Annotated in this window: 24 protein-coding genes; 13 read left to right on the top strand and 11 right to left on the bottom strand. The window is 64.9% G+C overall.

From position 1 onward, the window contains the following. Positions 1-24 precede the first annotated feature (24 nt). The 4 genes from ACSBOX_RS10610 to ACSBOX_RS10625 all read left to right on the top strand — a co-directional run bounded on the left by ACSBOX_RS10610 (position 25) and on the right by ACSBOX_RS10625 (position 4,244). The gene (locus tag ACSBOX_RS10610) at positions 25-888 is read left to right on the top strand and encodes an HNH endonuclease (protein ID WP_442542397.1); all 864 of its coding nucleotides are present in this window, start codon (positions 25-27) and stop codon (positions 886-888) included. A 206-nt stretch (positions 889-1,094) separates the two neighbouring features. After that, entirely contained in the window at positions 1,095-1,475 is a 381-nt protein-coding gene (locus ACSBOX_RS10615; protein WP_442546017.1) for a YegP family protein, read from the top strand. Positions 1,476-1,588: 113 nt separating this feature from the next. Next, a complete protein-coding gene (locus ACSBOX_RS10620) occupies positions 1,589-3,181 on the top strand; it encodes an AMP-binding protein (RefSeq protein WP_442542398.1) in 1,593 nt (530 codons plus the stop codon). Between the two features lie 91 nt (positions 3,182-3,272). After that, positions 3,273-4,244, top strand: a complete 972-nt coding sequence (locus ACSBOX_RS10625) for a magnesium transporter CorA family protein (RefSeq protein WP_442542399.1) — start codon at positions 3,273-3,275, stop codon at positions 4,242-4,244. A gap of 27 nt (positions 4,245-4,271) precedes the next feature. Here the strand turns inward: ACSBOX_RS10625 and ACSBOX_RS10630 are convergent, their stop codons facing one another. Continuing rightward, the gene (locus ACSBOX_RS10630) at positions 4,272-5,930 is read right to left on the bottom strand and encodes a phosphodiester glycosidase family protein (protein WP_442542400.1); all 1,659 of its coding nucleotides are present in this window, start codon (positions 5,928-5,930) and stop codon (positions 4,272-4,274) included. A 463-nt stretch (positions 5,931-6,393) separates the two neighbouring features. On the opposite strand from ACSBOX_RS10630, the gene ACSBOX_RS10635 reads away from it, so the two are divergent. Together ACSBOX_RS10635 and ACSBOX_RS10640 are read left to right on the top strand one after the other, a co-directional pair. Next, positions 6,394-6,978: a histidine phosphatase family protein gene (locus ACSBOX_RS10635; protein WP_442542401.1), complete on the top strand. Its 585-nt coding sequence runs from the start codon at positions 6,394-6,396 to the stop codon at positions 6,976-6,978. A 90-nt stretch (positions 6,979-7,068) separates the two neighbouring features. Continuing rightward, positions 7,069-8,382, top strand: coding sequence for an alkaline phosphatase family protein (locus ACSBOX_RS10640; RefSeq protein WP_442542402.1), 1,314 nt, complete (start codon positions 7,069-7,071; stop codon positions 8,380-8,382). 20 nt (positions 8,383-8,402) lie between these two features. On the opposite strand, the gene ACSBOX_RS10645 is transcribed toward ACSBOX_RS10640, so the two are convergent. From ACSBOX_RS10645 to ACSBOX_RS10685, 9 genes are all read right to left on the bottom strand, one after another. Then, the gene (locus tag ACSBOX_RS10645) at positions 8,403-9,512 is read right to left on the bottom strand and encodes an AI-2E family transporter (protein ID WP_442542403.1); all 1,110 of its coding nucleotides are present in this window, start codon (positions 9,510-9,512) and stop codon (positions 8,403-8,405) included. Positions 9,513-9,578: 66 nt separating this feature from the next. Next, complete coding sequence (locus ACSBOX_RS10650; RefSeq protein WP_442542404.1) at positions 9,579-10,031, bottom strand: DUF1003 domain-containing protein; 453 nt, start codon at positions 10,029-10,031, stop codon at positions 9,579-9,581. Between the two features lie 26 nt (positions 10,032-10,057). Further along, the gene (locus ACSBOX_RS10655) at positions 10,058-11,227 is read right to left on the bottom strand and encodes a carboxylate-amine ligase (protein ID WP_442542405.1); all 1,170 of its coding nucleotides are present in this window, start codon (positions 11,225-11,227) and stop codon (positions 10,058-10,060) included. Between the two features lie 101 nt (positions 11,228-11,328). After that, a complete protein-coding gene (locus ACSBOX_RS10660; RefSeq protein WP_078105172.1) occupies positions 11,329-11,532 on the bottom strand; it encodes a hypothetical protein in 204 nt (67 codons plus the stop codon). A gap of 79 nt (positions 11,533-11,611) precedes the next feature. After that, entirely contained in the window at positions 11,612-12,226 is a 615-nt protein-coding gene (locus tag ACSBOX_RS10665) for a TetR/AcrR family transcriptional regulator (RefSeq protein ID WP_442542406.1), read from the bottom strand. Positions 12,227-12,668: 442 nt separating this feature from the next. After that, complete coding sequence (locus ACSBOX_RS10670) at positions 12,669-13,925, bottom strand: NAD(P)/FAD-dependent oxidoreductase (RefSeq protein WP_442542407.1); 1,257 nt, start codon at positions 13,923-13,925, stop codon at positions 12,669-12,671. Further along, positions 13,922-14,116 carry a ferredoxin gene (locus tag ACSBOX_RS10675; RefSeq protein ID WP_442542408.1) on the bottom strand — a complete coding sequence of 65 codons (195 nt, stop codon included), beginning with the start codon at positions 14,114-14,116 and terminating at the stop codon, positions 13,922-13,924. Before ACSBOX_RS10675 ends, ACSBOX_RS10670 begins: the two co-directional genes overlap by 4 nt. After that, on the bottom strand, positions 14,113-15,285 hold the full coding sequence (locus ACSBOX_RS10680; RefSeq protein WP_442542409.1) for a cytochrome P450: 1,173 nt from the start codon (positions 15,283-15,285) through the stop codon (positions 14,113-14,115). Before ACSBOX_RS10680 ends, ACSBOX_RS10675 begins: the two co-directional genes overlap by 4 nt. Positions 15,286-15,332: 47 nt before the next feature. Further along, a complete protein-coding gene (locus ACSBOX_RS10685) occupies positions 15,333-17,054 on the bottom strand; it encodes an MFS transporter (RefSeq protein WP_442542410.1) in 1,722 nt (573 codons plus the stop codon). A 218-nt stretch (positions 17,055-17,272) separates the two neighbouring features. Between ACSBOX_RS10685 and ACSBOX_RS10690 the strand changes: the two genes are divergently transcribed. The 7 genes from ACSBOX_RS10690 (at position 17,273) to ACSBOX_RS10720 (ending at position 24,099) form a co-directional block, all read left to right on the top strand. Then, a complete protein-coding gene (locus ACSBOX_RS10690) occupies positions 17,273-18,283 on the top strand; it encodes a phosphotriesterase (protein ID WP_442542411.1) in 1,011 nt (336 codons plus the stop codon). A gap of 40 nt (positions 18,284-18,323) precedes the next feature. Continuing rightward, entirely contained in the window at positions 18,324-19,277 is a 954-nt protein-coding gene (locus ACSBOX_RS10695; protein WP_442542412.1) for a phosphotriesterase, read from the top strand. A gap of 66 nt (positions 19,278-19,343) precedes the next feature. Then, positions 19,344-20,042 (top strand): FAD-dependent oxidoreductase, encoded by a 699-nt coding sequence (locus ACSBOX_RS10700; RefSeq protein WP_442542413.1) that lies wholly within the window; start codon positions 19,344-19,346, stop codon positions 20,040-20,042. Further along, a complete protein-coding gene (locus tag ACSBOX_RS10705; protein ID WP_442542414.1) occupies positions 19,961-20,482 on the top strand; it encodes an FAD-dependent oxidoreductase in 522 nt (173 codons plus the stop codon). Before ACSBOX_RS10700 ends, ACSBOX_RS10705 begins: the two co-directional genes overlap by 82 nt. 5 nt (positions 20,483-20,487) lie before the next feature. Further along, positions 20,488-21,420 (top strand): alpha/beta hydrolase, encoded by a 933-nt coding sequence (locus ACSBOX_RS10710; RefSeq protein ID WP_442542415.1) that lies wholly within the window; start codon positions 20,488-20,490, stop codon positions 21,418-21,420. After that, the gene (locus tag ACSBOX_RS10715; protein ID WP_442542416.1) at positions 21,417-22,385 is read left to right on the top strand and encodes an MBL fold metallo-hydrolase; all 969 of its coding nucleotides are present in this window, start codon (positions 21,417-21,419) and stop codon (positions 22,383-22,385) included. The genes ACSBOX_RS10710 and ACSBOX_RS10715 overlap by 4 nt, the downstream gene beginning before the upstream one ends. Beyond that, positions 22,378-24,099, top strand: a complete 1,722-nt coding sequence (locus tag ACSBOX_RS10720) for a CocE/NonD family hydrolase (RefSeq protein ID WP_442542417.1) — start codon at positions 22,378-22,380, stop codon at positions 24,097-24,099. The genes ACSBOX_RS10715 and ACSBOX_RS10720 overlap by 8 nt, the downstream gene beginning before the upstream one ends. A 567-nt stretch (positions 24,100-24,666) precedes the next feature. Here ACSBOX_RS10720 and ACSBOX_RS10725 read toward each other — a convergent pair. After that, positions 24,667-25,272: a DUF1326 domain-containing protein gene (locus ACSBOX_RS10725; protein ID WP_442542418.1), complete on the bottom strand. Its 606-nt coding sequence runs from the start codon at positions 25,270-25,272 to the stop codon at positions 24,667-24,669. Between the last annotated feature and the right edge of the window lie 69 nt (positions 25,273-25,341).

Consider the following 25,341-nt stretch of genomic DNA (forward strand, 5'->3'; position numbering starts at 1 on the left):
ATCGGCACGCAGGGAGGAGCAGCCATGGTGGCCATCATCCTGGGATGGAATCCAGGGCTTTGGAACGACTGGAACTACGAGGCTGTGATCGAGCAGGTCGCCGAAACAGGGCACTTCCTGGAGCGGTGGAACGTCGGGCGGCACCGGAAAATCCAGCCGGGCAACCAAGCGTGGCTTCTCCTGCAAGGCGAGGGCCCGCACGGACGCGGGCTGATCGGACACGGCGTCGTGATGTCCGAAAGCTACGAGGCGCCACAACGCACCGAGCCGAAGAGTAGTGCGCGGTACGTCAGCGTGTCTTTCGATGCCTTGCTCCCCCTGGGCAGCCACATACCGTCCCGTGTCCTCTCCAGTGAAGTGCCGGATGTGGCCTGGGATACCTTCCGCGGTTCCGGAAGGTTCATTCCGAGAGAATCCGAATTCCTCCTTCAGCGCGTGTGGCGGGAGCACGGACCAATGGCCCCGGAGCCGTGCCGGATCGTCCCCGGAACCTATCCAGAGGAAGCCGTCAGCCGGATCGACACGAACCGCTACGAACGGGACCCTGAAGCACGTCGCGTGTGCCTGGCTTTCCACGGAACGTCCTGTGCCGCATGCAGCTTCTCCTTCGAAGTAAGCTACGGCGACATCGGCAAAGACTACATCCACGTCCACCACGTGGTTCCCGTTTCACAGCTTGGCGGCAATTACCGGCTGGATCCCATAGCGGACCTCGTGCCGTTGTGTGCCAATTGCCACGCCATGGCGCACCGGGGCGTGGACAATCCCCGCACTGTGGCGGAGTTGCGGCGGGCGATCGCCGCCGCCGGACACTTGGCAGGCCAGATTGTAGACGACAGGGCCTTGGCCGCGCAGGACGACGCGCACAGGATCCTCGAGCAGCATTGAACGTCGTTCCGTCCCCAGCACTAGCCAGCCGAGATTCTTCGCCGTATTTTAGTTAACTACACTGTGTGGCGAGCACCACACACTGTGAGTCAGATGATCCATTTGCCGGACTGAAACCACTGGGGCGCAACGCCGCGACCCATACCCGGCGAGACCTACCGGGCGTCGCGTGTCGCCCGCTGTTCAGGAGGATACGCATGACCGGGATGTTTGAACTTTTCATCGACGAGGACACGAGCTTCAAATTCAGGCTGAAAGCGCCGGACGGAACCGTAGTGGCCGTCTCCAGGTCCTTTCCCGACAAGCCCGCCGCGGTGTGCGGCATCAGTGACGTACGCGAATATGCAGGAATGGGACTGATCACCGATCTATGCCCGGAAGTCCCCCACCGTGGACCAGCCGCCGCGCCACCGGTTCCCGTCGTACGGCAACCCAATCCGGCCCCCATGCCGCCTAAGCCACCAATGCCGACCCTTCCCGTTTCCCCACGGCACCATAGTCCACTCCCCCAAAGAGAGCGGAGCGGCCATCCTTGGCACACACCCGCCTTGGTCGACGCATCCTGCGCGGACTTGGTTGAGGCGTAGACCCTTCTCCCGAAGGCACATCCCGCCGCGGCAGCCCTTGTCCCGGCCCCGCACCGCCGGGTGTAATGGACCCACGACGGCGACTCCCGGCGTCGTGCGTCGAAGGAGCCGCCATGTTCACCAGCCCGTACGCTGATGTAGAGATCCCCGAAGTCACCATCTATGAGTACCTGTTCGGTGGGCTGAGCGACGAGGACCTTGACCGGACTGCACTCGTGGACGGAACGTCCGGTGCGGAAATGAGCTACCGGCAACTCGTCAGCCGAATCGACGCCACCGCAGGCTGGCTCGCAAGCCACGGGGCGGGACCAGGGACCACGGTGGGCCTTTTCTGCCCCAACGTGCCGGCGTTCGCCGTCGTCTTCCACGGTGTCCTCCGTGCGGGCGCCGCCGTCACCACGGTCAACGCGCTGTATACCGCCGATGAGGTAGGCAGCCAGCTCAGCGATGCGGGCGCCTCCTGGCTCTTCACCGTCTCACCCTTCCTCGAGCGCGCGCAGGCGGCGGCGCTGGCTGCCGGCATTCCGGCGGAACGGCTCGTGGTGCTTGACGGCGGCGAGCTCTCCGCCGCCGCGGGGCATCCCTCGCTCGCCGATGTGCTGGAAGCCGGTCTTCCCGCGCCGACGCTCAGCGTCGATCCGCACGCCGCCGCCGTCGTGCCCTACTCGTCCGGCACGAGCGGCACGCCGAAAGGCGTCCTGTTGAGCCAGTACAACCTCGTGGCGAACGTCGCCCAGTCGAGCGCCTTCTTCCGGGTGACTCCCGACGACGTGCTGCTCGCCGTCCTGCCCTTCTTCCACATCTATGGACTCACCGTGCTGCTCAACCTGGCCCTCGGCGACCGGGCCCGGCTCGTCACGATGCCGAAGTTCGACCTCGCCGAATTCCTCCGCATCACCCAGGACCATCGCTGTACCTACCTTTTCATCGCGCCGCCCATCGCCGTCGCACTGGCAAAGCATCCGCTGATAGACCAATACGACCTTTCGTCCGTCCGCGCAGTGCTTTCGGGAGCGGCGCCCCTCGACGGCGAACTGGGGCACGCCGTCGCGAAGCGGCTCGGCTGCACGATGCTCCAGGGCTACGGGATGACCGAGCTGAGCCCTGTATCCCACGCCATTCCGCGTGACGGCGCCGAGCGGGTCCCCCTCGACTCGGTGGGCTACACCGTGCCGAACACGGAGTGCAAGCTCCTCGATCCCGCCACCGACGAGGAGATCGACGTCCCGGCCGAGGGACCGAGCGCCCCGGGACAGCTCCTCGTCCGCGGCCCGCAGGTCATGCTCGGCTACCTGAACCGGCCCGACGCAACCGCTGCGACGATCGATCCGGATGGATTCCTCCGCACCGGCGACATCGCGACCGTCACGGCTGACGGCGTCGTGACGATCGTCGACCGGCTCAAGGAGCTGATCAAGTACAAGGGCTACCAGATCGCGCCCGCCGAGCTCGAAGCGCTCCTGCTCACCCACCCGCGTATCGCGGACGCCGCGGTCATCGGCGTCCACGCGGACGACGGCGAAGAGGTACCGAAGGCGTTCGTCGTCAGGCAGGCGGGGGCCGAGCTCGGGGACGGGGACGTCATGGAGTTTGTCGCCGGCCACGTGGCGCCGTTCAAGCGCGTGCGATCGGTCGAGTTCGTCGAGGTCATTCCGAAGTCGGCGTCAGGAAAGATCCTTCGGCGGGAGCTGCGCGCGAGGGGCTAGGAAGGATGACTCAACGCTCATCAGGACAAGGCGTGGCCGGGAAGCCTCGCCCCTCAGGAAGCACGGATTCGCGTCCCGTACCATGGGGCGGATGGTGTTCATACGGCTATACCGCGAAGGCAAACTCGAACGCGACGACGTCCGCGCCCACGAAATCGAAGCCCTGGCCCGCCAGGATGACGTGGTGCTGTGGATCGACTATACGGACCCGACGGCGGATGACCTGCTCGGCGTCGAAACGGTGTACGGGCTCCACCGCCTCGCCGTCGAGGATGCCGTCCACGACTTCCAGCGGCCCAAACTGGACCGGTACCCGAACCATCTGTTCCTCTCGGCCTACCAGGCGGCGTTGCAGCCCGGCACCGGCGAACTGGCCGTCGTCGAGCTCTCGGCTTTCGTGACCCACAACGCCCTCGTGACTGTGCACGGGCCCGAGTTCGACACCGACAAGCTGACGGCACACTGGGACGCCGAACCCGACCTGGCGCAGCACGGGGTGCCGTTCCTCTTCTGGGGCCTGCTGGACATGATCGTCGACGGGCATTTCGACGCCGTCCAGGAGCTCGACGGCTACATCGACACCCTCGAGGAGTCGCTCTTCGAGGACCACTCCCCCGACCACGACCTGCAGCGGAAGACCTTCGAACTACGCAAAAACCTCGTCCGGCTCCGCCGCGTCGTCCTGCCCATGCGTGAAGTCCTCAACACCCTCCTCCGGCGGGAGGACCTGGTCGGCTGCAGCCCGGCGATGCAGCCCTTCCTGCAGGACGTTTACGACCATGTGCTGCGTGCCTCGGAATGGACGGAATCGCTCCGCGACCTGGTCACCACCATCCTGGAAACCCACATCAGCATCCAGGGGAACCAGATGAACCTGGTCATGAAGAAGGTCACCAGCTGGGCAGCGATCATCGCCGTCCCCACGGCAGTGACCGGCTTCTTCGGGCAGAACGTGCCCTTCTTCGGCTTCCAGAACGACTACGGTCTCTGGCTATCGAGCGCACTCATGGCCGGCGGTTCGATCTTCCTGTACCTGGCCTTCAAGAAGCGGGACTGGATTTAGCTGGTTCCCCTTGGACGGTCCTCTGCCCTACTGCCCGTCCTTGCGGCCCGGAAGCACCAGCAGCGCGTCCCCGATGGCGCGTTCCGATCCGCCGGACGGGCTGTTCTGGACCTTTCCTTGGGCAACCGCTGTCGTTGATCCTCCCCCATCGAGGTTCATGGCCTGGACCATGCCGAGCGAGAGTGCGACGTCGGCCTCTTCCTTCAGGCTCAGTCCCAGTGAGGCAGTCGATCGTCCATCCGCGGTGACAAGCAAGGTCCTGCCCTGGGCGTCGGTCCCGGCGAAGGTCCGGGGGTTCCGCTTGTGGACCCAACCGTAGTAGAAGCTGTTTCCATCGTTGGGGTGCACCATGCCGTCATGCCGCACGGTCACGTCTTCACTGCCGTCCTTGACCAGCAGCGGGCCGCCGTTGACCACACTCGTGGCCTTGTCCGTGTGCAGGGGCTTCCCGTCCTGGCCGAGCAGCCCGGCATCAATCCGCAGCTTCGCGCCTACAGGAGCGAGGGCGCGGAGCCGTGCGACGTCGGTTCCGGTGGCCTGGATGGTGTGTCCGCCCGCAGGGACGGCCGCGCCACGGGTTTCGGCGATGGAGGTAACGGTGTCATGGCTGTCCACCATCACTTCAAGGCCTGGACCGGCAGGCGTGGTCGGCCCGAACTCCGGAGTGAAGGTGACGAGCTCGTTCGAGTTCGTGCAGGTCACGTCCTGGAGCGGGCCTGGGGTAGGCAAGTCGTTGGCACCGCCGCAGTTGCGGATCAGCCCGGGTACCCGGTCGATGCCGTCCAGGGCGGCTTCTCCGGAGGGGGAGGCGATCTTCCCTGACCAGGTCAGTCGCTGGATACTGCTGGCATTCTTCTTTCCGTCAATGACGAAGGCCGGACGGTCCGCCACGGCTTCGCTGAGAACCTTCCCTCCGTACACACCGACACCGGCGGGGTCGCCTTCGGCACCGGCCTTCGGGTCGAACACGAAGAAGCCTGCGTTCACGGCGGCGAGGGCGTGGCCGTCCGATGCCAGCTGGCTGGTCGTCTCCCGCTTCTCAAGATCCGTGCCGAACGAAGCGGCGAGCTGACCTTGGTACTTTCCGGGGTCGACCGTGATGACGTCAAGGTTCCACGGTCCGCGCGTCGTCGGGCTGGTCCCGGCGTCGCCATCCCAACCCGTGTAGATCACGGACGAGGCGAAACCGGAAGCCTTGATCTGTGCGACGACGGCGGCGCCGTCGGCCTGCGCGGCAAGGTGGCCGGCGCGGACCCGGTAACCCAGATCGCCCCCGGCGTCGGCAAGCTGCGGCGACTGGACATGTTCAACACGGGCATCGACGCCGGCGGCCTTGAGCTTGTCAGCCGTGCGCTGCGCGGTGTCCTGGCTTGAGAGCGCCGACGTCGGAGCATCCGGATCCGGTGAATCCGAGGGGAGGGCCACTTCGGCTGTCCAGAAAAGCGAAGAGTCCGCTCCGCCGCGGCTGATTTTGGTCAGCGTGACGCCGGGGGCGAGGGTTGTCACTGTCCGGCTCTCGGGAAGGTCGGCGGCGCCAAGGTTGAGGTGGGAACCCTGATCCGTGCCGTTGCGAACAATCCGGCCATCATCCGCCTGGGCAGGGCCCGCGGGGCTCAGGAGCGCTGAAACAACGGCCACAACCAGTCCGCCGGTGAGGGCACTGCGATGCTTGAGGGAGGCATTCATGCGTCCACCGTATAGAGACCGGGCCGTCGCCCAAGCCGGATTTACGGGTTTGCGATGCCTATTGACCGAACCTTCATGCCACGTTCACTTGTACGCGGCAATGCTCCCTAGGGCCAGAAATCCCGGTTCCGCCAGACCCCGACGGTGGGCTTGGGAACCCGGCTTGACCTCACGGGGTCGAAGGAACCATCGTTGGGCGCCGCGGCGTCCGTATACGACTCATGAGTATCAACGTGCGATACATCGTGTGGCTCGTCCGGCGCCTGCTTGCTATTGGACACAAGTCCCCCCTGATATTTGTCCAGATTGGCATGGGTACGAGCTGCCCCTCAGCCCCCACAGGCACAATAGTACGAACAGCCGGTTAATGAAAGAGTTATTGACGGTTAACTGAAATGTCTTCGCCGGAATCTCGCGTTCCTGCGTTGATCCGCTTCGGATGGTTCAAGGCAGAATGGACAGCATGCCCCTTACTACGTTCGCCCTCGTCCGCCACGGCCAGACGGACTGGAATGCCCAGCGCCGGCTGCAGGGATCCACCGACATTCCGCTGAACGACGTCGGCCGCGGCCAAGCGCGCGACGCCGTCGCCGTGCTGTCCGGTTACGAGTGGGACGCCGTCGTTTCGTCGCCCCTGAGCCGGGCCGCGGAAACCGCCGGGCTGATCGCCGCAGGGCTGGGGCTGTGCGTCGACCGCCACGTGCGTGAGCTCACCGAGCGGCGCTTTGGACCTGCCGAAGGCCTGCGGGCAGGACCTGAACTGGACGCACTGCGCATTCCCGGAGGCTTCCGCGGCGCGGAAAGCGAGGACGACGCAGCATCCCGCGGCTTGGCCGCGCTGGAAGCGCTGGCCGAAGAGTTCCGCGGCGGCCGCGTGCTTGTTGTCGCCCACGGGACATTGCTCCGCGTGAGCCTCGGCCGCGCAGTCGGCCGCACCCTCGACAGCATCGACAACGCCGCGCTCAACCTTGCCCACCACCAAGCCATTGACGGGTGGCAGCTCGAATACTTCAATGGTGAACGCGTCATGGCAAACGTTCCCGGCTGAACACCGCCGAACCGAAGCCGTATCCGCCAGGACAACGGCGTGGGAGACTGTTCAGCACGGACAGGAACTCTTCCCGAAGGGATGGTCACCGTGGCGGCAACTGGTCTCAACGCCGTCGAGCACATCGTCGTCTTGATGCTCGAAAACCGCTCGTTCGATCACATGCTCGGATACCTCTATGCCGATTCCGGAAATGTTTCACCCGCGGGAGAGCCGTTCGAGGGCCTGACCGGCACGGAGTCCTGCCCCGGAACCGATGGCAGTCAAGTGGGCGTCTATCGCTTGCGTCCCTCTACCTCGGACGTCTACTTCATGCCGGGCGCCGACCCCGGAGAGGGATACCAGGCAACGAACGAGCAGCTCTATGGCAGCGCCGGCGCGCCGAACGCAGGGGCTGTCCCTTCCATGACCGGCTTTGTGGGCAACTATGCCGGCGCCATCAAGGACAACCTGGCCAAGGGCTGGCATGTGGTGCCGGGAACAACGGAGCACATGATCATGGGCTGCTTCACTCCGGAGACACTGCCCGTGTTGTCGGCAATGGCGAAGGGATTCGCCGTTTGCGACGCATGGTTCGCGTCAGCTCCCACCATGACGATGCCCAACCGGGCCTTCGCCTGCGCCGGCACCAGCCAGGGCAACCTGGATGACAAGGCCAAGCGGTTCACCGTGCCGAGTATTTTCGGGCACCTGGGCAACCATGGGATTCCGTGGAAGATCTACGGCGAAACCGCCTCGCCCCTGACGAAACTCGACTTCGACGACACCCGCCACGCTCCGGCGTCGAACATTGGCCTGTTCGCGGACTTCCAGGCCGACGCGGCAGCCGGCAAGCTCCCTGCGTACGCATTCCTTGAACCGTCCTGGTCCTCGACGGGCAACAGCGAGCACCCCAACTACAACGTCGCGCTCGGCGAGCAGTTCCTGCTCGACGCTTATCGCGCCGTCCACGATGGGCCGGCGTGGGACTCCACCCTGCTCATCGTCACGTATGACGAACACGGCGGCTGCTACGACCACGTGGCTCCGCCCTGGGGCGCGACGCCGCCGGACAACAGCCCGGGGGAATTCGGCTTCGATTTCACCCGTTTCGGGGTGCGGGTGCCGACGGTACTGATCAGTCCGCTCATCCCCGCCGGCACCGTCTTCCGGGCTCCGGGTCCTGTCCCCCTGGATCACACCAGCATCCTGGCGACCGTCGAACATCGATGGAATCTGCCGGCGCTCACCCGCCGCGACGCGGCTGCGGCCGACGTCGGCGGGGCCTTGAGCCTCACCGTCCCCCGCACCGACGACCCGCTTGCGGGCGTTCAGGCACCTGCTCCCCCGCCGACCACCCGGGCACTGGCAGAACAACCGTCCCACCTGCAACAGCTACACGACGAACTCCTCGCGCAACCCTAGAATTTGACCCTGGGCCTTGGTCAGGCCACGGTTCCGTCGTCGGAAGCGATATCCGCCACTTCACCGCGCCCCGTCCACGTCTTGATGGCGGTCCAGGCAACAGCGGCGGTCGGCACGGCCAACAAGGCACCGATAATGCCTGCGAGCATCGTGCCAATGGCCAAGGCCAACAAAATGGCCAGCCCATGAATGCTCAGGACCTTGCCCATCAGGACGGGTTGGAGGAAATGGTGCTCAAGCTGGTTGGCCGCCACCAGGACAGCGAGGACGATCAGCGAGGTCACGGGACCATTCGAGATCAGGGCGACCCCGACGGCGAGGGTACCTGCCGCAGTGGAACCAATGATGGGAATGAACCCGCCGATGAACACAAAAACGCCCAGGGGCAGGGCGAGCGGGACACTGAGGATCGCCAGGACGGTCCCGATAATCACGCCGTTCACAGCTGCGATCAGGGCAGTTCCCCGGACATAGCCTCCCAGCACGGTGGCGCTTCGTTCCGCAGCCAAGTGCGCCTTCCCGCGATGGGCCGCCGGAAGGAATCCGAACAGGAACGTCCGGATCTTCTCGCCGTCCTTGAGGAAGAAGAACAAGATCACCACCATAAGGACCAAGCCGGCCAGGATTTCACCGACCGTACGGGCGCCGGTCAGCGCTTCGGCGCCGAAGCTGCTGCTCGTGAAGAAGCGCTGGACGGAATCGGCCACGGAGCGGAGCTGCTCGTCGCTGACCCTGAAGGGCCCGTTGTTCAGGAATTGGTGCAATTGGTCGATGCCGGCAGTGAATTTCACGGCAAGTTCCTTGGACTGCGCCCTGATAAGGAAGACGATTCCGGTGATGACGCCGCCGAAGACAACAAGGATCCCCACGAACGATGCTGCGACGGCAAGGGCACGCGGCCACCGGTGTGCAGTCAGCCAACGCACAAGAGGCGAGATTGCGGAGGCAAGAATGAGGGCGATGGTAACCGGGATCATGACAAGTGGCACCCTGGTCATCGCCCACACAATCACCGAAACGAAGGTGATGACCAGCAGCATCTGCGCCGAACGGATCCCGGCGCGGCCCAGGCCGTCGGTCCAGATCGCTGCGATCTTGGGCTTGTTCGGCGAATCGTTGCTCTCAGTCATGGAGTTCCTTCCTGGTGGTGGTTCCGGCGCGGACGCCCCGCCGTCGTGCATTTTGGGCGTAGTGCGCTAAGAACGGTCGGAGGTCTTGCCCGCAGCTGTGTCGATCTTGATGTTCCCAGCGACGGCAAGTACCTGAAGTTCCCGAAGGATCTCCAGTTGCTGGCTGTTGATGGACATGAGCAGGTCGATTTCCTCTTTGGATTTCACGTTGGTGTCATGATCGTGCCGGGACATCGCCGCGGCAATCGCATCCTGGCGCTTGGCGGCGATGAGAAGGATGGCTCCCTGCAGCCCTGCCAACATCGAGAGGAAGAGATTCAACAAGATGTACGGATACGGATCCCACGCGTTGTTCGCCAACGCCCAGCTGTTGATGGCTGCCCAGAGGACCATGAACCCAACAAAGCTGCCGACGAACGGCCAACTGCCCATCCCGTTGCGCATGACATCAGCGGCGCGTTGACCCTTCGTCAATGAGTCCTTGTGATTGTCGTGCCAGGTCTTTCCCGTATTGCTCATGCCTCACCCTAACGGGGCACGCCAAGCTAGCCCGCAACGAGCGTTGCAGTCCCTGCTTCAGAAGCGAGGTACGGTTCGCCGTTGTGCTGGTGATCAGCGGGGCCGAGGTGGGTAACGCCCGTTGCGTATGCGACGACTCCGGCGAGGCTGCCGGTGCGTTCGTAGGCCTGCCGTTGGCGGGCGGCTCCCGTGCCCTGGCTGAAGATCCTCTGCAAACCGTCCTTGGCGTAGAGTGCGTCCCCGGTCTCCTTGAGGGCATCGCGGACGTGGGAAAGGAGTGCACCGAGGACATGCGCTGCCGCAGCGGGCCTGTGGGTTATCGGGTCGAGCAGCTCTCCGTGCAGGCCGAAACGGCTCGACCGCCACGTGGCCTGGCGCAGGACCGTGGCAGAAACCATGTCCGGCAGTTGGCCGGACTGCCATTCCCTGGCGGCAGTCTCCACCAAAGCACGCACCAAGGCCGCAATCAGGACGGAATCGCGGGCATCAAGGCAAACATCCGACACACGGATCTCGACTGTAGGATGCCGGACGGAAAGCCTTGCATCAAAGTCCGGGCTCATGATCACCCCGGTTCCCGACAGGTCGGCCACCAAAGAGTGATAGGCCGCGGCAGATCCGAAGACATCGGTGGGACCGGCGCTGGACCATCGGTTCCAAGCTTGGGTCCGGAAACTGGCGTAACCGCTGTCGGCCCCGTTCCAGAACGGTGAATTCGAACTCAGGGCAGTCAGCACCGGGAGCCATGACCTGATCCGGTCCAGCACTGCGACGCCTTCCTCATCTGAGTCGACGGAAACGTGGACGTGATATCCGCAGGTCAGCTGCTCTCTGGCAGTCATAGCGAACTTTTCCAGGAGGGCGTCGTAGCGCTCGGTGTTTGTCGCATGCGGTGTGACCGCCAGCGGCGACGTCGCGAGCGCGGCAATTCTTGCGCCCGCCTTCCGAGCGAGCGAATCGGCGTGGGAGCGTCCGGCCCGTATTTCAGCGCTGAGTGCACTCAGGCTGCTGTGCGGGGAGGTGATAACTTCGACTTGCTCCTGCTGAAGCTCGATCGCCAGCGTCGGGCCGAAAGGAGGAGCCACGCCCTGGGGACGGGCGCCATGAAGTCGCAGCATATCGCCGGCGAGGGGCACGGGACTGCCGTTGTCAGGATCTACGATCAGGAATTCTTCTTCAACGCCAAAAGTACGCACTTGCCAAGTGTGGGCCACAAAAGCTGCCGCCGATGACCACAAGTCGCAGGACCTCTAAAATAAAAACGTGTTTCGTCTGTCTCCGGGACGCGCAACTGCTGCTAGCTGGCCGGCGTCACGACGTCTTCCAGGACCGACCTGTCAAAGAATCGGATCTCGCCGGTCGCCTGGAAGTACACCGGAACAACCGATGTGTTGGCGTCCTTCGAGGTTTCGTAGATCTCCGGCGCGCTGCCGTGTTTCCGGGCGATGGTTCCTACCAACTCGGTGCCGCGAACCCTGACGGTTCGATACTTGTAGCTCATGTGGACCCCTATCCTCAGCCAAGGCAAACGCTACTCCTGTGAGGCACAAAGACCACCTGAGCAGCTGCGCAGAGCTTGATTATCCTTCGTCGCAGAGCAAGTGGTACCAGCTGTCGGCGAGCACTTCGAGCGCATGGTCGCGGTTTGGTTCGAGCTTGCGGCGCGTCCAAAGCGTGGCGACATAGTCCAGCTGGGTGAAGGCCAGGGTTCCGCGAATGTGGTGCGTTTCTTCGGGGAAGCGGCCGGCCAGCTGCATGCCACGGACGATATCGGAAATGACTTCCTCATGCCATCCATCCACCAGGGTCCGCACGTCGCGATCGACTGCAGCGGCTTCGTCCAGCACATCGAGGTAAGGACGGAAGACGGGCCAGAGCGCAGCACGCGATTCGAGCCAGCCAAGGATGCCCGGCAGCTTGCCCTCCCGTACTACGTCGACGAGCTCGACGGCGGTGGACGCTTTGTCGGGGCCATCGGCGCGGTCGAGCACGGCGTTGACGCGCGCCATGAAGTCCCGCATCAGGTCACTCCGCGAGGGGTAGTACGCGTAAAAAGTCACGCGGGTGGTGCCGGCAGCAGCGGCGATCTCATCGATCGTGGTGGCGGCGTAGCCCTTCTCGGTAAAGAGTTTGAGCGCCCGTTCGACGATCATGTCGCGGGTCAGCTGCTTCTGGGCTTCTCGCAACGACGACATATGTCAATCCTAACCGTGGTGTGCGGCACTTGTGCGGATGAAGAGCAAAGGATGCGCGGCGCCAAGCGAACTGACAGGCCGTAAAGAAGGCCACGCGTCCTGATATTTGGCCATATATGTGAGCGAGCGTCTCGGAATTGGCCCATATATGTGAGCGAGCGTCCGGGGTTAGTGCCGGCGTTGGTGTTTCAGGGCCCGAGGGCGGCAGTTCCGTTCCGCCGTCGTCCCCCTTCGTGCCGTGCCCCTCCCGGACGCTCGCTCACCTTTGAGGTGTTTCCGGCCAACGCTCGCTCACATGACGTGAGCGAGGGTCTTGGAATCTGGGCGTATATGTGAGCGAGCGTCCGGGGTTAGTGCCGGCGTTGGTCCGTTAGGGCGCGACGGCGGCCGGGCCGTTCCGCCGTCGTCCTCCCTTCGTGCCGTGCCCCTCCCGGACGCTCGCTCACCTTTGCGGTGTTTCCGGCCAACGCTCGCTCACATGATGTGAGCGAGGGTCTCGGAATCTGGCCATATATGTGAGCGGGCGTCCGGGGTTAGTGCCGGCGTCCGCAAGGCGACGCAATTTCGGGACCGGGATCCGGTAGTTGATCGCCGCGGCGGTCCCGGAACCGTCCTTGTTCGTCCAGCGCAGGAGCATCGAGTCGCTGCCCTCCCCAGGCTCGCAGTAGTCCGGTGCGCCGAACACCGGCGTGAAGCCGATTGACTTGAGCGACAAGCCGAACGCCTCCGTCCAGAAGTACGGCTGGAAGTTGAACCCGGGAGCCGCGTCGCCCTTGAGCAGGCCGACGGCGGCGGCTTTCGCTTGGTCGATGGCACTCGTCCAGAGGGGCACTCGCCGTACCCCGCGGCTGCTTGGGAAGAACGCAACGTCTCCGGCGGCGACGATATCCGGCCGGAGCCTGCCGCGGGAGTCGACCCGCAGCCCTCCATCGACGAGGAGTGGCGTGCCAGCCAACCAGCCGGTGTTCGGTTCGTCGCCGACGGCGGTGACCACCAGATCCGCCGAAAGCTCGGTGCCGTCGGCCAGCACAACCCGCGCTCCGTCGTCGGAGTCCACTAGGCGGGCTTTCCCGCCGGCAACCACGCGCAATCCACCCCGGATGGCAGCGGACGTGAACAGCTCCGCCAGGTGGTCCCCAAGCTGGCGCGAAAGGGGCTTGGCGTCGGAGACGAGCGTGACTTCGCAGCCAAGGTGCAGGCAACCCGAGGCGACCTCCATTCCGAGTGGCCCGCCGCCGACCACAACCACCGAGGGACGCGATGCTAGGCGTTCCTTGAGCAGGATCGCATCGTCGATGGTGCGCAGCGTGAGCTCCCGGGCGGATCCATGACCGTTCGCTCCCGCCGCGAGGCGCTTCGCCCGGGAACCGGAGGCGATGACGAGGCCGTCGTACGGCAGCGCATCGCCCCCCTCCAGATGAACCAGCCGTGCGTCGACGTCCAGTCCTGTGGCGCTGACGCCCAGCAGTTCGATCGCCCCGTGGCCCGGCTCGGGAAGTTCGTGCGCTTGGAGGGCGTTAATTCCGTTCCCTTCAGTTGCGTGCAGCAGCGCCTTCGACAGGGCGGGACGGCTGTACGGTTGGTGGCGCTCGGCGCCGACCACCGTCAACTCGCCGTCGAAGCCCGCCGAACGCAGCGAGTCACAGGCCGTGAGCCCGGCGATGCCGTTGCCGACCACCACGATCCTGCGCATGGTCATGCCGCAGCCAATCGGAGTGCTGCGACCGGGCAAACCCTGACCGCTGCCTTCGCGGCGTCAAGCCCGACCCCCTCCACGACCGGCACATCGATGACCAATTCGCCGTCGTGATCCAGGTGCATCAGCGCGGGCGCGGCTTCCTCGCACAGGCCGTGGCCTTCGCACCGGGGACGGTCCAGTTCGATCCTCATGCCGCCACCACTTTTTCGACCTGGAGCACCTCGAAGCTCCGCGTAATATTGCTCGGCTCGCGGACCCCCTCGGAGAGGGTCAGGGACTGCACCCTGCGGGCAAGCGCCTCGATGACCGCATGCGCCTCGAGTTTCGCGAGGCCCTGGCCGGCACATCCATGCGGTCCGTAGCCGAAAGAGAGGTGGTCCACGGGGTTGCGTCTCACATCGAAAGTGTCGGGATTCGCATAGTGGCGCGGATCCCGGTTGCCGGCACCGAAGAGGATGCCGAGCTGGGCGCCTGAAGGAATGGTGACTCCATCGATGTCCACGTCGCGGGTAGCCTTGCGCCCCCAGATGTGGACCGGCGCCCAATAGCGCAGCACTTCGGCGAACGCCGCGGGAACCAGGTCCGGGTTCGCCCGCACCAGCTCGAACTGATCCGGGTGGCGGCCAAACAACGCGACGATGTTGCCAATGGAGGCGATGGTCGTGTCGACGCCGGCTCCCAGGTACTGGTGGATGATGTGGCCCGCGGAGCCCGCGGGAATGTCCCCGCGGGTCTCGGCGTCGAAGATGCCGCGGCCGATGGAGCCGGGAGTGAGATCATCCGCGGTGACCGAGGAACACCAGCCGTACAGCTCGCCGGCTATCGGGAAGCTCTCGTGGGTGCGCTGGTTCAGCGGGCCGATGACCTGCATCGCAGCCTGGCCCCAGCGCAGCATGTTGTCCTTGACGTGGCCGCTGAAGCCAATGAGATCGGCGACAATTTCAATCGGGAACGCCCGGGCCAGGGCATCGATTGCCTCGAAGCTGCCGCTGGCCGCCAGGTCCGCTACGAGCTTGTCTGCCTTCTCGTCGATGACCACTTTGAGGCCGCGGAGGGCCCGTGGGGTGAGGTTCTGCGACAGCGTGGCGCGGAGCTGCGTGTGGATCGGCGGGTCGGAGGCCAGGGAGGTGCCCTGGAGTGCCTCGTTCACCATGGGGTTGAATCCGATGCTGGTGGACGAGAACGCTTCCGGATCGCCGAGCGCGTTCCGAATGGTGTCGTAGCGCGTCAGGACGTAGAGGTCGTTCTTGGGAAGGTGGACCACGGAAGCCTGCTCCCGGAGCGCCGCGTAGCTGGGATAGGGGTCTACGAGGATGTCGTCGTCCCAAATGTCGATGTCTGACTCTATGGGTGAAGTCATGGTGTTCTCCTAGTGGTTCGTAAGTGGTCGGGTCAGCGCCGGAGGACTTAGACCGCGGCCTCGGCGCTTGCTTCGGTGGTCTCCGCGACGGCGTCGGCGGCAGGCGCCGAGGACCGCGCGGAGATGAAGAGTGTGAGAACTGCGGAGAGCGTCGCCGCGATGCCCGCGCAGAGGTAGACGGTCTGGAAACCCTGGCCAAGGGACGTCCCGGCGACCCCCTGGATGTGCGGCTTGGCGGCGGTGAGGGCCTTGACCATGCCGTCGACCGCCTGCGCGGGGGCGCCGCCCGCCGCTGCTTGGCCGGAGAATTGGGCGACGACGCCGTCCCAGCCTGAGAGGAACCCCAGCGGCGGCACGTGCGCAAGTCCCGCCACGGCATCTGCGGGCAAGCCTGCCGCCCCGAGGATCCCGGCAAGGGGACCCGCGAAGACTGTGGCTCCGATGCCGAAGGCGATGGCCGAGCCGATGACCGGGCCAAGGGCGAAGCCAAGGTCGCGCAGGAGATTCGTCGTGGCGGAGGCCATGCCGATTTGCCCGCCCGGGACGGTGTTGATGGCTACCGCCGTAACGGAGCCGACCGTGAGGGCAAAGCCGATACCCAGCAGGAGCAGCGGCAGAATGAATGCCGTCCACGGGGTGCCACCGAAGGTCTCCGGAGTGCCGAGCGCGAACGTGGAGAGCCAGAAACCGGAGACGGCCATGAAAGCGAAGCCCGCCGTGAGCACCCAGCGTGGAGCGACGTGGTGGATGAGCCACCCGACAACCGGGATGAAGGCGAACGCCGGGCCTTGGATGAAGACGAACAGAACTCCGACCTTCCAGGTCTCGGCCAAGGCCAGGCCGCTGACGGCGACGCTCGTGCTGAAGCAGATGGCGAGGAAGGCGAACATCCCCGTGACTGCCACAATGCCCGTGATCGAGTAGGAGCTGTTCTTGAACAACGAGAGGTGGATCAGCGGCTGCGCGGTGCGTGACTCGATGACAACGAAGGCGAGCAGCAGGACTCCTCCCGCGATGTAGCTTGCGATCACCTGCGCGCTGCCGAAGCCGGCGTCAACCGCCGTCACCGTGGCGTAAAGGACTGCGATGAGGCCGACGGCGAGGGTGATTTGGCCGGGCATGTCCAGTTTGCGCCCCTCGGCGGCCGCGGAATCTTTCGCCCGAACCGCGATGAGAAGCACGACGACGGCGACGGCTGCCGCGATCAAATACGCCGCCCGCCAACCGCTGAAGGTGTTCGGGGCGCCGGGCCCACGGCCCGCGACCGTGAAGAACTGCGCCGTGAACCCGGCGAGAACCGGGGAAATCACCGCGCCGAGTGACAGGAAACCGGCCCAGGTGGCAATGACCTTCGCCCGGGCGCGGTGGTCGGGAGTAATCGCCGCGATCATGGAGAGCGAAATGGGAAACAGGATGCCGGCTCCGATCCCGCCGATGGCCTGCGCCACGATCATGATCCCGGTGGAGGGCGCCATCGCGGCCATGACGGAACCGACGATGCTGACGGCAGCGCCGACGTAGAGAAGCTTTTTGCGTCCGAACATGTCGCCGAGGAGTCCCCAGCTGAGCTCGAAGACCACAATGCCCATGAGGAACATGCCAGCGATCCAGGTCAGGCCGGCGCCCGAGGTGTGGAATTCCACGGCGAAGGTGCCGCTCAGGGCTCCCGGCAACGCGTTGGTGATCTGCGCAAGGCTAACCGCGCTGTATGCGGCGACGAAAGTGGCCCGTACAGAGCCGCGGCTCTGTACGGAAATGGGCTGACTCATCGATGAAACTCCTTTGTTCCGGTCGATCTGGCGTAGAGGGACTGTATGAGACAGTGTGGAGTTAATTCTTACAGTGTGTCAAGGAAAATTCTCGAAGATAATTTGCTTGACACGATGTAAAGGGAAATGTGATGCTGACTGCACCGCAACGGAGCGACGGCATGGTCACACTCCGCGGCGTCCCTGCATTACGAACCCGATCTATAGGGAGAAGCCCCGTGAGTCACACCACCCCCGCCGGCACCGCCGACACGATTGCTGCCCCCGGCGGGCAAACCGTCAACACGGTCCTGGGTCCCGTACCTGCTTCCGAACTCGGCGTCGTAGCGGTCCATGAAGCCTTGTTGTCGGTACTCCCGGGCGCCCAATACGCTCCGGATATCTCCATGGACAGGGCAGAGATCTTCCAGGCCCTGGCCGCGAAACTCACCGAATTCCGCGAGCACGGCGGGCAAACGATCGTCGACAGCACCGGAATGTTCCACGGCCGCGACCTCAGGCTCTACGAGGCGCTTTCCCGGTCCACGGGCGTCCACATTGTCGCTTCCACAGGCCTTGGCCCCGAGGAAGAACTCGGCGGCTACTTCCTGACGCCACAAACCAACCCGCCCACCCCGTGGCCGGCCGAAAAGTTCGCCGAACTCTTCGGCAGGGAGGTCAGCGAGGGGATGGTGGTTCCCCGGCTTGAGCGCCGTGCCCCCGCAGGCATCGTGGCCACCATCGCCGACCGTGCAGGGATGACCTCCACCGAGGAGAGCCTGTTCCGTGGCTCCGCCCGCGCCGCCAAGGACACCGGTGTTCCGGTTTCCATCCGCTTCGGCGCCGACGCCCTGCACGATCTGGACATCGTCCTGGATGAGCAGATCGACGCCGGGCGGGTGCTCGTCGGCGAACTGGACCGCAAGGACGCCGCCGGCTCCGCACTTGAGGTGGCCCGCAGCGGGGCCTTTGTCGGAATCGACCACGCGGGCTTGAACGACCATCCCGGCTACCTCAGCGACGACGAACGCACCGCGCTGGTTCTCGAGCTCGTCCACGCCGGGCACGCCGACAAGATCATTCTTTCCGGCAACTCGATCGGAGTGGCCAAGGGCCTCCCCGAGTACAACCTGCCGTACAGCCACGTGCTGTCCACGTTCGTGCCTTACCTCCAGGCCTGCGGCCTGAGCGAGGAGGACTCCCGATGCATCCTTGTGGACAATCCACGCCGGTTGCTCACCGTGCAGTAACCAGACCCATAACAAGCTTGAGAACCCCCGAGGTGAACGAATGACCAAGGTCAACACAGTGCTGGGAACCATCCCGGCCGAAGAACTGGAAATCGTGGCGGTCCACGAACACATCGGTTACGGCATGCCCGGATCCGAACTCGACAGCGCATGGTGGAAAACCCCGGAACAGGCTTACGAAGAAACCGTGCCCAAGCTGCGGCAGTTCCGGGAATACGGCGGCGGCACCTTCGTGGACGCCACGGGTATCTGCAACGGCCGCGACGTCGACTACTACAAGTCCCTGTCCCGGAAGACCGGCGTGCACATTGTGGCCAGCACCGGGTTCGTCGGCGGCGACACCGCCTTGCCGCACTTCTCCCGCGCCACCGTTGACTACCTCGCGAAAGTCTTCATCCACGAGGTCACGGTGGGCATCGGAAACACCGGCGCCAAGGCAGGCGTCATCAAGGTCGGCGTGAGCCGCGGTGGACGGATGACAGCCCTGGACAAGCGCATCTACCGGGCCGCGGCCCGCGCCGCCGTCGTCACCGGGGCGCCGGTGCTCACCCACCTGGCCATCGACCCCGAACCGGCGGTCTCCATCTTCAAGGAAGAGGGCCTCGCCCTCGACCGAGTGCTCTTCGGCCACGCCGACGACGGACTGAACGCTCCGATCACCCCGCACGACTGGATCTACGAGCAGGGCGGACGGATCGGCTTCGATACCTTCGGCTACGACCTGGAGCTTCCGGATCCCCCGTTTTGGGGCCGCAAGCGCGCCGAACGCATGCAGCACTTCGTAGGCCTCGTGAACAAGGGCTACGTGGACAAGCTCCTCGTTTCGGCAGACGCGAATTGCAGCCCGCTGGGCTGGCCGGGCGTGAAGGGCCACACCATCAACTACATCTTCGAGGACATGATCCCCGACATGCGCGCGGCGGGAATCGACGACGCCACCCTCAAACTCCTCCTCCAAGACAACCCGGCCGACTTCCTGTCGCTGGACGCATGACGTCGGACAGGAACCCCAAGCTACCGCTTCTCCAGACTTGGCCCCGGCCAAGGAAGAGTCCAGAAAGTGATCCACGCAATGAAATCTGAAGACATCAAGAACCTGAACATCGCCATCATCGGCGCAGGGTATGGCGGCGCAGCGGCAGCCAAGGCCCTGAGCCTTCTCGGTGCGAACGTCAACGTGTACGAGCAAGCGTCGCAGATGCGGGAGGTCGGCGCCGGCATCGGACTGCGCCCCGCCACCATGGACCGTTTCAGCACGTGGGGCATCTTCGACGCAATCGCCAAGGTCAGCTCGCCGAGCGACTATTTCGAAATCCTCACGGCCACCGGTGAACCGATCATGAAGGACACCTGGCCGGAGTTCGGCGGACAGGCTCACACCTACCTCATCCACCGCGGCGACTTCATCGAAGCCTTGCTGGGCGTGCTCCCGGAGGGAATGGTGCACCTGGGCCACAAGCTCGAGAGCATCGAGGAAAGGGACGGCCGTTCCGTGCTGAGCTTTACCAACGGCAATATTGCTGAGGCAGACCTCGTGGTAGGCGCCGATGGCATCAAATCCGTGGTGCGCGAGCAGCTCTTCAGCGACAAGGGCCCGTGTTCTCCGGAGAGCACGCCTACCGTGTGGTCATTTCCGCCGACGACGCCCACGGACTGGTGGTCGACGACAACCTGCGGATGTACATCGGCAAGGGCACCAAGGTCTATCTGTTGCCGCTTCGCCACCGGAACCAGGTGTCCTTCGACATCACTGCCCTGAACCCGGACGGCACCTGGGCCCCTGAGGTAAGCAAGGAAAGCCTCTTGGAAACGGTGCGCGGATTCGACGAGCGCATCGTGAACATTACGCGCGGGCTCGACATGAGCACGGTCAACATCCGCGCCGTCTACGACATCGACCCCGTCGACTCATGGCACACCGACTCCGTGGTGCTCATGGGCGACGCAGCGCACTCGATGCTGCACCACCAAGGACAAGGCGCGAACTCCGCCATCGAGGATGCAGGCGCGCTCGCCGACGCGCTCGCCCAGGCCGACACGGTCAAGGAGGCGCTGGCCCTCTTCCAGGCAATCCGCAAGCCGGTGACGGACGAGCTCCAGCGCATTTCCCGCCAAGGCTGGAGCGAGGAAGAAGTCGACGATGTCTTCCCGGGTCAGAAGCCCTCCAGAACTCCCGCAACAACAGAAGCGAGGGCCTGAACGCCATGGCCATCCACCCGGAAATCGCCAAGGTCCTGGCCACTTTGCCGGCACCCGATGGTTCCCCCTTGGACCCCGGCGCGATGCGCGCCGGCGAGGCAACCCAGGTCCCGCCGCTGGCGGAGCGGCTACCGCTGTACCCGGTGGACGACGCCACGGTTGTGACGCCGTCGGGCGAGGTGCCGGTGCGGATCTACACGCCGATGGAGGCCGAGTCCTATGGCCTGCTGGTGTACTTCCACGGCGGCGCCTTCTTCCTGGGCAGCCTGGACACCCACGACCACGTGGCGCGCGCATTGGCACGGGAAACCGGGCACAAGGTCATCTCGGTGGGCTACCGTCTGGCTCCCGAGGCCGCCTTCCCTGCAGGGCTCGATGACTGCTACGCCGTGGTCCGCTGGGCGGCCGGGAAGGGTGGAAGCCTGAAGTGGGACGGGAAGAACCTCGCCATCGCCGGCGACAGCTCCGGCGGCAACTTCGTCGCCGCCGTCGCCGCGATCGCCCACGACGACGGGTTCAACCGGATCACCCACCAAGTCCTGTTCTACCCCTCGCTGGACCTGGACTTCGACGTCGAGCGGTACCCCTCCTTGCGCGAGAACGCCGAAGGGTACGGACTGGAGACGGCGGGCCTTAAGCCGTTCAACTCCTTCTACCTTGAGAGCGGGGCCGATCCTGGGGACCCGCGGGTCTCCCCCATGAAGCGGGAAAATCTCGCCGGGCTGCCGGCGGCGCTGGTCATCACGGCCGAGCACGACCCCCTCCGGGACGAGGGCGAGCTTTATGGCCAGCGCTTGGCGGAGGCCGGCGTCGAAGCGAAAGTGGCGCGCTACCTCGGCGCCAACCATGGTTTCGTGCAGCATTTCTCCTGGATCCCGGAGCTCTACCGGGCATTCGGGGAGGCAGCGGAATTCCTGAACGCGGAGGCCGGGCAATGACGACGCCGGTCGCCGTGCATCCGCTCGTCTCGCCGTGGGGCCGCTTCGGGCTCTATAGCTTTTTCATCGACGCCCCCGAACCGGCCATCGTCGACACCGGGATCGTTTCCTCCCCGGCCGAAGGCATGAAGCCGGCTCTGGAGGCGATCGGACGCCGGGTCGAGGACGTCCGCTGGATCCTCCTGACGCACGGACACATCGACCACATCGGCGGTGCCTACGCCTTGTGGGAGCTCACCGGGCGGCGCGCCCGGGTGGTCATCCATGAGGCCGACGCACCGTTGCTCCGCTCGCGCCGGGCCCATGTGGACGAATACCTGCGTGGGCGGGCGCGGTATGTGCAGGATCCCGACGGCGAAGCGAAGCTCACCGCGGCAACGAATGCCGTGATCTCGGGCGAGATGGAGCCAACGCTGTTGGTGCGGGGCGGCGAGACCATTCCGCTGGGCGGCGGCGTCACGGTGTCGGTCCATGCGATTCCGGGCCACACCCCGGGGTCGGTCGCTTACGTCCTCGACGGGCAGAATGACGTCTTCGTCGGCGACGCGGTCCAGGTCCATGGCGCGGCCAACGGATTCCCCGGGTTCGTGGATCCGGCCGCCTACCGCTCGAGCCTTGAATACCTGCGCGATGAAGTCCGTCCCCGGCACCTGTACCTGGGGCACCCCTATCGCCGCGGGGACGGCACGCCCTACGGTGTGGAGCTCGACGCCGAACAGGCCAGGGAAGCGCTCCAGGGGAGCCTGGACATCGAGGCCCGCGTCAACAATGCGGCGTGTGCCAGCTTGACCTTGGGCCTGCAGGATACGAACTCGCCGTACTCCCCCTTTGCCCCCGCGGCCAAGGAGCTTGGATACGAAGGAGATCCCACGCGTGAGCCCTCCCCGTTCTTCACCACCCTGCACGGGTACCGCACGTCGCTGGACCATTTGATCGAAGATGAGGAGACCACCACTCATGGATGACTTTCAGTTGCTGAATGCCAGCGGGCAATCCATAGCTGTCCGCAAGGACCTTCGGGTCCCGATGCGGGACGGCGTCGAACTCGCCGCGGACGCCTACCACGGCACCGAAGACAAGCCGCGGCCGGCCCTGGTTGCCTTAAGTCCGTACGGTAAGGAACTGCAGGCGCTCGCCCTCACAACTCCCCCGCAGCGACGGCCGAGCCCCATGTGGGACGGCTGCATCGAGGCCGGGGACATCGCCAGGATCGTGAAGGAGGACTACGTCCACGTCATCGGCGATCTCCGCGGCTCGGGCTTCTCGGGCGGCGAGCACATCGGAAACTACAACGCCGGCGGTGTTTCGCTCGGCGAGGACGCCTACGACTTCATCGAATGGGTCGCCGCGCAGCCCTGGTGCGACGGCAACGTGGGCATGGTGGGCATCTCCTACTTCGGTTCCATGCAGGTACTGGCCGCCGCCGAGCGTCCTCCGCACCTCAAGGCGATCTTCGTCTCCGGCGGCCACTACGACTTCTACGAAACTACCTACCACGGCGGCATCATGTGGTTCATGCCGCGTGCGGCCCGCGAGGGCCGCGGAGGCGACTCCGGCTGGGCGTTCACCGACAACGTCAAGTCCCGCATGATCGAGACGCGTTCCCTAGGGGACCTCAAGAAGCTCGTCGCCATGCGCCTTGAGGACCCGGACATTGCGGCCTGGCCGAACCTTGTCCACCTGCTGAACTACCCCAAGAACCATGAGGCCTGGTTCGACATCGTCATGAACGAGCTGGACGGCGAATGGTACGAAGAGCGCAACCCCATCACGCTGGCCCCGAACATCGACATCCCCGTCTGGCTGCAGCTCGACCAGGGCCGCGGGTGGACCCTGGACGGCACCATCGAGCTGTACAACGCGCTGAAGGGACCGAAGAAGCTGACCATCGGCCCCTACCCTCCCATGCAATCGCGTCCCTTCATCGAGGAGCACGACAAAATGTTCCGGTGGTATGACTACTGGATCAAGGGCATCGACAACGGGGTCATGGACGAGCCGCCCGTCAGCGTCTTCGTGGAGGGCTCGCGCGAGGTGGTGACCGCCGGGCAGTGGCCGCCGAAAGACATCGAATACACGTCCCTCTACCTCCGCCCCCGCCACAAGCTGTCGCAAGAGCCGGAGCCCATGGGTGCCGAGTACGCCGCCCCCGACGGTTTCTATCAACCGCCGCTAACGGTGACGGACAAGGTGGAGATCCTCTCGTGGAGCACCGATCCGTTCGAGCAGGATACTGAACTCATCGGCGCCGGCGCCGCCCACATCTTCGCGGAAATCGACCAGGCGGACACAAACTTCATCCTGCGGCTCTGGGACACCGCGCCGAACGGGCAACGGCAGCTGATCACCACCGGCTACCTCAAGGCCTCGCACCGCGAACTGGATGACCGGACCACCGAGGGGAACCCCTACCACCCGCACACCCGGTCCGTGCCCGTGGAGCCCGGGGCGATCGAGGAGTATGTGCTGCGGCTCTACCCGTTCGCGAACAGTTTCAAGCCAGGCCATCGCCTCACGGTTGAGCTGTCCAACGATGAGCCGCTGGCCGACGAGCACAACGCATTGCTCCCGCCTGACGCCTTCCACCTGCCGGTGGGCCGCCCCGTCACGCACAAGATCTACCGCGACGCCACCCACCCATCGCGGCTCGTCCTGCCGTTCACGACGGCGGCCGGCTGAGCGCACCGGTCTTGATTCCGGCTCCTGGCGTTCGCACGGCCGCAGCCAACCGCCACGAATTGTCGGACCGCTTGATTAAGCTTCGCGTCCCCGGACGCCCGCTCACCTTTAGGGTGTCTTCCGCCGACGCTCGCTCACATGATGTGAGCGAGCGTCGCGGAATTTGATGACATATCAGAGCGAGCGTCCCGAAATTTGATGACATATCAGAGCGAGCGTCGTGGAATTTGGCGACATATCAGAGCGAGCGTCGCGGAATTTGGCGACATATCAGAGCGAGCGTCGCGGAATTTGGCGACATATCAGAGCGAGCGTCCCGGAATTTGGCGACATATCAGAGCGAGCGTCCCGAAATTTGATGACATATCAGAGCGAGCGTCGTGGGTGAAGGCCTCACCGCCCGACGGCGGACAGTCCCTTGCGCGGCCGTCTTGCCTTGCGCACGCCCGCCACCGACGCTCGCTCACTTTTAGGGTGTCTTCCGTCGACGCTCGCTCACGTGTTGTGAGCGAGCGTCGTGGAATTTGGCCGTATATGTGAGCGGGCGTCCGGCCAGGGAAGCGGTACCTAGGCCGACCAGGCGAACGGAGCCGAGAACGAGTTCTTCCCGGCGTTGTCCCAGGTCATCCCGAACACGTCCACGCGGGCCGTGCTGGCTGTGCCCGCCGCCAGGGTGTCGGCCGGGAACCCGATCCCGCTGATTTTCACTCCCAGTCCTGTGGCATCCATCGGAGACACGAAGTCCTCAACAGCCATGTCGACGGCGCTGCCGATCCGGACCTGGTGCATGCGCCCGTCCTCGGTGTAGGCCATTTCCAGCGACTCCATTCCGGCCATTTCACCGATCAACGGCGTCAGGCCCTCCATCGGTCCGCCGAGCTGTCCACCGAAGACGCCACCGAGCGCTTCCGCCTGCTCCGGCGAGGCGGCGGCATCCATCAGGACGCCGATCTTCCATCCTCCGTCGCTCATGAGGGCGGGTGTATCTGCAACGACGCAGACCGTGAGGCCTCCGACGTCGACGCCGTTTACCTCACCGGAGTCCACATGGAAGGCGAGGGCAACGTTGCAGCGATCGTTGTCCGCCGGTGCGGTCAACCCGGAAGTGGAACACGGGCAGACCATGTCGCAGTTGCAATTCTCAAAATACGTACCCTCGACGTGCCACGACATCTGGGGCTCCTTTCGACGAGGCATCCCCAGAAAAAAGTCTCCTCGTGGCCTGGAACAGTGTCAACGCTC

Source organism: Arthrobacter sp. KN11-1C (genome assembly GCF_052180225.1).
GTDB lineage: Bacteria > Actinomycetota > Actinomycetes > Actinomycetales > Micrococcaceae > Arthrobacter.

Coding starts and splice junctions, on each gene's coding strand:
- ACSBOX_RS10610 (WP_442542397.1), top strand. CDS start 25: ATGGTGGCCATCATCCTGGGATGGAATCCAGGGCTTTGGAACGACTGG.
- ACSBOX_RS10615 (WP_442546017.1), top strand. CDS start 1,095: ATGTTTGAACTTTTCATCGACGAGGACACGAGCTTCAAATTCAGGCTG.
- ACSBOX_RS10620 (WP_442542398.1), top strand. CDS start 1,589: ATGTTCACCAGCCCGTACGCTGATGTAGAGATCCCCGAAGTCACCATC.
- ACSBOX_RS10625 (WP_442542399.1), top strand. CDS start 3,273: ATGGTGTTCATACGGCTATACCGCGAAGGCAAACTCGAACGCGACGAC.
- ACSBOX_RS10630 (WP_442542400.1), bottom strand. CDS start 5,930: ATGAATGCCTCCCTCAAGCATCGCAGTGCCCTCACCGGCGGACTGGTT.
- ACSBOX_RS10635 (WP_442542401.1), top strand. CDS start 6,394: ATGCCCCTTACTACGTTCGCCCTCGTCCGCCACGGCCAGACGGACTGG.
- ACSBOX_RS10645 (WP_442542403.1), bottom strand. CDS start 9,512: ATGACTGAGAGCAACGATTCGCCGAACAAGCCCAAGATCGCAGCGATC.
- ACSBOX_RS10650 (WP_442542404.1), bottom strand. CDS start 10,031: ATGAGCAATACGGGAAAGACCTGGCACGACAATCACAAGGACTCATTG.
- ACSBOX_RS10660 (WP_078105172.1), bottom strand. CDS start 11,532: ATGAGCTACAAGTATCGAACCGTCAGGGTTCGCGGCACCGAGTTGGTA.
- ACSBOX_RS10665 (WP_442542406.1), bottom strand. CDS start 12,226: ATGTCGTCGTTGCGAGAAGCCCAGAAGCAGCTGACCCGCGACATGATC.
- ACSBOX_RS10670 (WP_442542407.1), bottom strand. CDS start 13,925: ATGACCATGCGCAGGATCGTGGTGGTCGGCAACGGCATCGCCGGGCTC.
- ACSBOX_RS10675 (WP_442542408.1), bottom strand. CDS start 14,116: ATGAGGATCGAACTGGACCGTCCCCGGTGCGAAGGCCACGGCCTGTGC.
- ACSBOX_RS10680 (WP_442542409.1), bottom strand. CDS start 15,285: ATGACTTCACCCATAGAGTCAGACATCGACATTTGGGACGACGACATC.
- ACSBOX_RS10685 (WP_442542410.1), bottom strand. CDS start 17,054: ATGAGTCAGCCCATTTCCGTACAGAGCCGCGGCTCTGTACGGGCCACT.
- ACSBOX_RS10695 (WP_442542412.1), top strand. CDS start 18,324: ATGACCAAGGTCAACACAGTGCTGGGAACCATCCCGGCCGAAGAACTG.
- ACSBOX_RS10705 (WP_442542414.1), top strand. CDS start 19,961: ATGTACATCGGCAAGGGCACCAAGGTCTATCTGTTGCCGCTTCGCCAC.
- ACSBOX_RS10710 (WP_442542415.1), top strand. CDS start 20,488: ATGGCCATCCACCCGGAAATCGCCAAGGTCCTGGCCACTTTGCCGGCA.
- ACSBOX_RS10715 (WP_442542416.1), top strand. CDS start 21,417: ATGACGACGCCGGTCGCCGTGCATCCGCTCGTCTCGCCGTGGGGCCGC.
- ACSBOX_RS10720 (WP_442542417.1), top strand. CDS start 22,378: ATGGATGACTTTCAGTTGCTGAATGCCAGCGGGCAATCCATAGCTGTC.
- ACSBOX_RS10725 (WP_442542418.1), bottom strand. CDS start 25,272: ATGTCGTGGCACGTCGAGGGTACGTATTTTGAGAATTGCAACTGCGAC.